Annotated in this window: 2 protein-coding genes and 1 pseudogene; all 3 read right to left on the reverse strand. The window is 54.1% G+C overall.

From position 1 onward, the window contains the following. Positions 1-112 precede the first annotated feature (112 nt). The gene (locus WCA53_RS16790) at positions 113-1189 is read right to left on the reverse strand and encodes a porin (RefSeq protein ID WP_423912707.1); all 1077 of its coding nucleotides are present in this window, start codon (positions 1187-1189) and stop codon (positions 113-115) included. Positions 1190-1617: 428 nt separating this feature from the next. After that, positions 1618-2538, reverse strand: coding sequence for an N-acetylglucosamine kinase (locus WCA53_RS16795; protein WP_423912710.1), 921 nt, complete (start codon positions 2536-2538; stop codon positions 1618-1620). 26 nt (positions 2539-2564) lie between these two features. Further along, a pseudogene (locus WCA53_RS16800) lies at positions 2565-3002 on the reverse strand (hypothetical protein); the annotation flags it as partial.

Below are 3002 nucleotides of genomic sequence, written 5' to 3' on the forward strand. Positions count from 1 at the left end.
TAGCCATGGCACTGATGACGACGGCCGGTAAACCATGACCGCGATAGAAGAGCGATTTCAATTTCTTCATCAAGCAATCATACGCTGACGAATTACCAAGCTAACAAGGCCGTCAAAAATTATGCAGGATTCCTGCATAAACACCGGACTGACTATGACCAGGAAGCGGATTGTCACTGTTCCCTGGTAAGTTGGCTTCAAGACTATACGTGCCAGTCTTGCTGTTGCGAACGCTCGCAACCTGGAAATCAAGCAACGTACGCTTAGTGAGATTGTATGACCCGCCGATTGCATAGAGCGTCGCGTTTCCTGCGCTGTTATTGGCATTGACGTGATAGGCGGCGGCAATTAACGCGGCGGCTGGAGTCGCTTGCCACGTGACTCCCATCCACTCCTGCTGAGTCTCAGACGGCGCGCCAACTGGTACATCACCCGCGTGCGAGGTCTGGTACGCAGCCTGCAATTTAAAGTCGCCGAGAAATACGTTCAATCCTCCGAAATATTCGCGGGAGTATTGAAACACGTCGTCTAGTTGTCCATTGGTGGGATCACGTCGTTCATCGTAAATGCCGCGAACCTGAAATAACGTCGACGTATAAGTCATTTGAAAACCGTCAAGACGCCCTTGCGAGGTGGACCCGTTTCCGTTCCAGTTCGTCGCATTGGAAAGCGAATACTGGCCATACACGTCAAAGCCAGCTACTTTAGGCGATTGGTAAGAAACGCTATTGCTCGATTGCAGCCAATTCCGTCCACGTACTAGCGACGCTGACGACCAGTTACCCTGCCCAAGCGGATCGAAGTCCCACAGACCGTTTGAAATTGCAAGCTCGCGCCCCAGCAAAAACGTGCCGAACTTGTCGTTTGACGCGCCGACTGTCGCCCAACGATTATAGAAACTCGTTCCGTCACCGACCGAGCCCGACGTCGGATCGATCTGAGCCTCCAACTGGAAGACAATCGACGTTCCCGCACCAATATCCTCACTTCCCTTCAGCCCGAACACACTCGTTCCCCAGTCTCCGCTTTCTACGCGCCAGCGTGACGTGCTGCCCCCTCCACTCGCCTTCGGAATTCCAGACATATATTCGACGCCTGCGTCCAGCGTCCCGTATAGCGTGACGCTGCTTTGCGCATGCGCGCCTGCGACCAATCCCATCATCGAAACGAGAACCAGCACTCTCTTCACGGTAGTTTCCAAATTTAGTAGTGTTATTTTTTAGGCTTCACGCTGAAGATCGGCCTTGACGACGACGCTTGGGCAAGACGTGATTATTTTCGTTTTCTTAATATTACTTTCGTAAGGATAACGAACTTATTCATTTAGATTTCGTGCCGTTTCTTGCGCCGTTTCACTCATCAACATATCAAGTAAAAAAATCAACATCAAGCACATTTGTGATTGTTTTTGATTTTTCTGAATTTGATTGCTGCAGACACAAGACCAGAACCTGTCGCACCTTTGCTCGGTTCGAGATCGCGCCTATTCGCCGCAGTGCCTTGGCAGAGAGGGAGCGCTAGTCCATGGAAGGAGAGGAGAATATTTATCAAACGCGACAAAAGCGCGAACTCACAGGTTTCGCGAGTGGCAGGCCAGGACTGAACAGGAATCTTGTCCTATCGAAAAACACTCGCCAGTGAGTTCGATAACCGCTTGATCCATGAGTCATCAACGCTCCACCCCGACATACGTGCTGCTCGAAGCAAGGCACCGCCAACGGGCGGCAACAGTGGTGGGATCGGGGGTCGACGCATGCGTGCAGTCACTCGATCGCGGATTATGCGGCTGGAAAAGAGACCTCCGGCATAACTCCAATGCGCCTCATCCAATAGGCCACCGCGCTCAAGGGCCGCACTTGCGTGATTTGCCAATTCGTCGCCCGCTCGCTCAAGGAGTGCGAGGGCCGTTGTATCGCCTGCTACAGCAAGATCGTTTACGAGCTTGGCGACCCCCGCTATTTTGGAGCGCCGATCAGAATGGGCATGGCACCAACCGATCAGATCCTTCTCGGCCACCCCGAGTTTTTTCAAAAGCAGATATGCAAATACCGACGAACGGGACCGACCATCGAGCGCACGTGACACCTCTGCGAGGGCTTCGCGTCCAACCCAGTACGCGCTTCCCTCGTCACCAAAAGCGTCTCCCCACCCGCCCACCCGGGCTTCCAACCCATTGCCGTCCCCCGCCCAAGCCATCGATCCCGTACCCGCTAGAAGCAAGACACCAGCACCACCCGCGAACGCGCCGTCAAAGGCGAGTTGGACGTCATTGACCACTTCATGTCTCATTGCAAACAGCCGCCCGCATACGGCTGCCTGCTCCTGGGAAAGCACTTCGATCTCTCCATGAAACGGAAGACCGAACACCGCACTGTTTGTTTGATAGATGAAAGGGCCGGCTGCACGAGCAACGCGCTCGATCGTGGTGATCCACGCCGGTCCGCTCGTTGGATCAAGCGTGGATTCCTGGCAAGAATACGCGACTGACCCGTTTCGATCCGCGATCGCTACCAGCGTTTTCGTGCCCCCGGCATCCACACCAAGCACGCACTCCGCACCTTGATTCATGCGCCGCCCGTACCCGACGTAGCATCTTCGACGCTGCCCTCGACGGTTATCAGGTTTACACCGGCTTTTCTCAGTCTCGACTGTTGGACGTCGGACATCGAAGTATCGGAAATAACGGTCATGCGATTGGTCAAGTCCGATACGAGGAAAGTCGAACGTCGACCGAACTTGCTTGCGTCTGCCAGGACAATCGTGCTCGCCGACCTCTCGATCATGCGTGCGTTAATGCTCGCCTCAGCGGAATCCATGCTGTAAATCTTATTGTCATCTCCTATAGCGCCAGCGCCCAGGAACAATTGGTCGAGCCATAACCGGTCAAGTGCAAACTCAGCAGCCGGCCCGACAAGCGATGCATTCTCGTTGCGCAGCTGTCCGCCAATAAGCGAGATCCGCAACTTCGGAACGTTCATGAGTTGTTGTGCAACACTCAGACC

Origin of the sequence: Caballeronia sp. (assembly GCF_049581465.1) — a bacterium.
In the GTDB taxonomy this organism is placed as follows: domain Bacteria; phylum Pseudomonadota; class Gammaproteobacteria; order Burkholderiales; family Burkholderiaceae; genus Caballeronia.